Below are 4,907 nucleotides of genomic sequence, written 5' to 3' on the forward strand. Positions count from 1 at the left end.
ACTGCGCGAGAAGCCCCCACCGGCCGGCGGCCACCCACCCACCGCCACGCGGCAGACGCCAAAAAAAAGGGGGCCCGGCCCGGTGACATCACCAGGCCGAGCCCTCATCCCGCTAAACCGACGGAGTCACTCGTTCTTCTCCAGCGCCGCCAGCGCCGGGTCCAGAACGATGTCCTCCGCCCGCGCCTCGGTGGTCGGCTCCTCGGGGAAGTGGCACGCCGTCAGATGCCCGGGCTTGCTGCCGGAGATCTGGACGAGCGGCGGCTCCTCCGTCGCGCACTTGTCCTGCGCCTTCCAGCACCGGGTGCGGAAGCGGCAGCCGGACGGCGGCGCGATCGGGGAAGGCACATCGCCCTCCAGGCGGATGCGCTCCTTCTTCTCCGCGTCGATGTCCGCGTCCGGCACGGCCGACATCAGCGCGTGCGTGTACGGGTGCCGGGGCCGGTTGTAGAGCGAGTCCCGGTCGGCGATCTCCATGATCTTGCCGAGGTACATGACCGCGACGCGCTGCGAGAAGTGCCGCACGATCGCCAGGTCGTGGGCGATGAAGACGAACGCGATGCCCATCTCCCGCTGCACCTTCTGGAGAAGGTTCACGACCTGCGCCTGGATGGAGACGTCGAGCGCCGAGACCGGCTCGTCCGCGACGATCAGCTTCGGCTCCAGGGCCACCGCACGGGCGACGCCGATGCGCTGACGCTGGCCGCCGGAGAACTCGTGCGGGAAGCGGTTGTAGTGCTCCGGGTTGAGACCGACGATCTCCAGGAGCTCCCGGACCCGCGCCTCGCGGCCGCCGGGCGGGTTGATCCCGTTGATCTCCATCGGGCCGGAGATGATCGAGCCGACCGTCTGCCGCGGGTTCAGCGACGCGTACGGGTCCTGGAAGATCATCTGGATCTCGGACCTGATGGGCGCCAGCTGCTTGCGGCTCGCGTGGCTGATGTCCTGGCCCTTGTACGTGACCGTGCCCGCGGTGGGCTCGTACAGACGGGTCAGCATGCGGCCGGTCGTCGACTTGCCGCAGCCGGACTCGCCGACCAGGCCGAGCGACTCGCCCGGGTAGACCTCGAAGTCGACGCCGTCGACGGCCTTGACCGCGCCGACGGTGCGCCGGATCGGGAAGCCGCCCTTGATCGGGAAGTGCTTCTGCAGGCCCTCGACCTTCAGCAGCGGAGCGGCATCGCCGTCACGCTGCCCGGGGATCGCCTCGGCGACCGCCGTGGTGCTGTTGTTGTTCTCGCTCATGGTTCTGCCCCAGTCGCCGGTAGCTGCTCAGCCCAGCCGGGGCTGAATCGTCTCGATGAACACCTGCTGCTTCTGCTCCGTCGTCAGGTGACAGGCGGACCCGCGTCCGGTCGGGAGTACCGGCCGCTCGCCCGAGCAGCGGTCCCCCGACACCTTGTCGGTGAAGGCGCAGCGCGGGTGGAACGGGCAGCCCGTGGGCGGGTTGAGCAGCGAGGGCGGCGAGCCGGGGATCGGCAGCAGCGGCTCGTTGACGTCCGAGGAGAGTCTCGGCATCGAGCTCAGCAGGCCCCAGGTGTAGGGGTGTTCGGGCGACTTGAGCACCTGGCGGGTGGTGCCCCGCTCGACGGCCCGGCCCGCGTACATCACGAGGATGTCGTCGGCCATGTTCGCGACCACGCCCAGGTCGTGCGTGATCATGATGATCGCGGAGCCGAACTCCTGCTGGAGGTCCTTGAGCAGGTCGAGGATCTGCGCCTGCACCGTCACGTCGAGCGCGGTGGTCGGCTCGTCCGCGATGAGCAGTTCCGGGTTGCAGGCCAGCGACATCGCGATCATGGCGCGCTGGCGCATACCGCCGGAGAACTGGTGCGGGTAGTCGTCGACGCGCTGCTTGGGGTGCGGGATGCCGACCTTGCCGAGCATCTCGATGGCCCGGTCCCGGGCCTCCTTCTTGCTGGCGCCGGTGTGCTTGCGGTACGGCTCGGCGATCTGCCGGCCCACCGTGTAGTACGGCGACAGCGCGGTCAGCGAGTCCTGGAAGATCATCGCCATCTTGTTGCCGCGGAGCCTCTCCAGCTCCGACTCAGAGGCGGTGAGCAGTTCCTTGCCGTCGAGGACGATCTCGCCGTCGATGGTGGTGGTGGTCGGGTTGTGCAGGCCGAGCACGGTCAGGTTGGTGACCGACTTGCCGGAACCCGACTCGCCGACGATACCGAGCGTCTTGCCGCGCTCGAGGTCGAAGGAGAGGCCGTCCACCGCCTTGACGGCGCCGTCCTCGGTGGAGAACTGCACCCGCAGGTCGCGTACCGAGAGGAACGCCTCGGAACCGGTCGGGGCCGGGGCGTCCTCGGTCTTGGTCAGTGTGGTCACGGGGGTTCTCCTAGGACAGGCGCACGCGCGGGTCGATCACGGCGTACAGCGCGTCCACGACGATGTTGCAGATGATGATGAAGGCGGCACTGACGATCATGACGCCCATGAGGACCGGCAGGTCCTTGTTGATCACCGAGTCACGGGCGAGCCGGCCGAACCCGGCCAGACCGAAGGTGAGTTCGGTGACCATGCCACCGCTGAGCAGACCACCGATGTCCATGCCCAGGATGGTGACGATCGGGATGACCGAACCGCGCCACGCGTACCGGTAGAAGACGTACCGGCTGCTCATGCCCTTGGCCTTGGCCGCCCGTACGTGCTCCTCCTGGAGCTGCTCGATCATCGACGAGCGTGACATACGGGTGTAGTTGGCCGTGAAGATCGTCGCCATGACGACCCAGGGGATCAGCAGACCCATGAACCAGGCGGCCGGGTCCTCGGTGATCGGCACGTACTTCGGCTTGTCCAGGATGCCGGTGCTGTAGACGAAGATGCCGAGCACGATCGGGCCGAGGAAGTAGATCTGGAACGAGCTGAGCACCAGCGAGCCACCGCTGAACATCTTGTCGAGCCAGGTGCCGCGGAAGCGGGCGGCCATCATGCCGGCGCCGAGGCCGACGATGAGGAAGACGATGAGGCTGCCGAAGGTCAGCGAGAGGGTGGTGGGAAGCCGGTCCATCATGGTGTCCCACACCATCTGGTTGTTGCGGAACGAGACGCCGAAGCACGGCGCCGCGCAGTGTCCCACGCCGAAGTCCCGCCCGGCGAAGATGCCCACGAGGAAGTTCCAGTACTGCACCGGGACCGGGGAATCGAGACCGAGGTTCTTGTGAATGATGTCGAGTGCCGCCGGAGTGCAGTTCTTGCCGCACGCGAGCAACGCCGGGTCCTGTGGGATGGCGAAGTACATGAAGAACGTGAAGGCGCTGATCAGCAGGAGGATGAGTGCTGCGCCAGACGTCCGGCGTATGAGAAATCGAAGCATGGCAGGAAGCTGCTCTCAGGACGGTGGCGGTGGGAGGCCAGGAGGGGGATCCGGCGGCCCGGGGGTGAGGGCTCCGCCGCGCCCTCACCCCCGTACGACTGCCTTGTACTGCTTACTTCTTCAGGAAGATCGTGGTCGGGTCGGTGTAGCTGACCACCTGGCCGTAGCGCAGGCCACCCACGTTGGAACCGGCGATCTGGAACACCTTGGTGTAGTAGATCGGCGCGGCCGGGTTGATCTTCTCGGAGATGTACTTCGACAGCTTCGCGTACTCACTGGCGCGCTCGTCGGCGTCCGCGATCTTCTGGATGCGGGAGAGCTCGGAGTTCACGTGCTTGTCGTTGGTGTGCGAGTAGTTCGACGCACCGTCCTGGATCTGCGCACCGTCGAAGGACGGCGGGAAGACGGTGTTGCCGTCGGCCCAGTCCTGACCCCAGCCGGTCATGTACAGGTCCATGCCGTTCTTGACCTTGCCCATCTGCTCATACCAGGTGGCCTGGTCGACTTCCTTCTTCTGGATGTCGAGCCCGATCTTGTTCAGCTGGTTGATGATCAGGTTGGCCTGCGTGGTACGGACCGGGGTGTTGGCGTACGCGTAGACGAGCTTCTTGCCCTCGGCGCCCGCCTCCTTGATGAGCTTCTTCGCCGCTTCGATGTCACCGTTGGGCTTCTTGACCCGGTTGAACGGGTCGTACGTCTTGTCGAAGCCCGGGGTGGTGGGCGACATCAGCGACGTGGCGGCGTCACCGCCGTAGGCACCACCGTCGGCGCGGGCGGCCGAGGTGGCCGGGATCGCCAGGGCGATGGCGTCACGGATGCGCTTGTCCTTGACGCGGTCCAGGTTGAAGTTCAGCTGCCACACGTACGGGGCGAAGCCCTGGATCGTGCGCTTCATCACGGCCTTGTCGGACGTGATCTTCTGCAGCTGGGTGGCGTCGACCTGGCCGGTGAACATGATGGCGTTCTTGGCGTCACCGCGGTCGGCCAGGATCGTCTTCGTCTGGTCGGCCTTGTCGTGGTTGAACTCGATGTTCCAGCCGTCGACGTAGGCGTGGCGCAGCGGGTCCGTCTTCTCGTCCCAGTTGGTGTTGCGCACCAGGCTGAGGGACTTGCCCGACTTGTACGAGGCGACCTTGTACGGGCCGGTGGCGACGGGCGACTGGTCGTACTTCTGCTTCGTGTCCGTCTTCTCGGGCACGACGGAGTAGGCGGCCATGGCGAGCGCCTGCGGCACGTCGGTGTGCGCCTCGAGGAAGTGGAACGTGATGGTCTTGTCGTCCGGCGTGGCCAGGACCGAGTCGGGCAGGTGCTTGCCCTTGTACGGACCCTGGTAGGCCTCGCGGTACTTGGTGCCCGCACCGGAGAGCCACTGCTGGATGTACGTCGGGCCGTCCGTCAGGAACGGGTCGTACAGGCGCTCGATGGAGTGGCGGATGTCGGCCGACGTGATGACGTGGCCGTTCTGGTCCTTGATGCCGTCCTTCAGCTCGAAGGTCCAGGTCTTGCCGCCCTCGGAGGACTTGCCCGGGTCGGTGGCGAGGTCGCCGACGACCGTCTGGTTGCCCTTGTCGTCCTCGGTGTACGT

General features: G+C 66.6%; 4 protein-coding genes. All 4 read right to left on the reverse strand.

All coding sequences use genetic code 11. The features are described 5' to 3' along the window. Positions 1-126: 126 nt before the first annotated feature. The gene (locus tag ABD366_RS23115; RefSeq protein WP_324773895.1) at positions 127-1,245 is read right to left on the reverse strand and encodes an ABC transporter ATP-binding protein; all 1,119 of its coding nucleotides are present in this window, start codon (positions 1,243-1,245) and stop codon (positions 127-129) included. A 27-nt stretch (positions 1,246-1,272) separates the two neighbouring features. Next, positions 1,273-2,334: an ABC transporter ATP-binding protein gene (locus ABD366_RS23120; protein WP_324773893.1), complete on the reverse strand. Its 1,062-nt coding sequence runs from the start codon at positions 2,332-2,334 to the stop codon at positions 1,273-1,275. Positions 2,335-2,344: 10 nt separating this feature from the next. Beyond that, positions 2,345-3,322: an ABC transporter permease gene (locus tag ABD366_RS23125; protein WP_324773891.1), complete on the reverse strand. Its 978-nt coding sequence runs from the start codon at positions 3,320-3,322 to the stop codon at positions 2,345-2,347. Between the two features lie 112 nt (positions 3,323-3,434). Next, positions 3,435-4,907: ABC transporter substrate-binding protein (locus tag ABD366_RS23130; RefSeq protein WP_344442367.1), on the reverse strand; the 1,473-nt coding region annotated here is incomplete at its 5' end.

It is taken from the genome of Streptomyces kunmingensis, from assembly GCF_039533535.1.
Taxonomy (GTDB): Bacteria; Actinomycetota; Actinomycetes; order Streptomycetales; family Streptomycetaceae; genus Streptomyces; species Streptomyces kunmingensis.

Bases quoted from the DNA above. Each gene is read 5' to 3' on its own strand.
- ABD366_RS23115 (WP_324773895.1), bottom strand. From the start codon at position 1,245: ATGAGCGAGAACAACAACAGCACCACGGCGGTCGCCGAGGCGATCCCC.
- ABD366_RS23125 (WP_324773891.1), bottom strand. From the start codon at position 3,322: ATGCTTCGATTTCTCATACGCCGGACGTCTGGCGCAGCACTCATCCTC.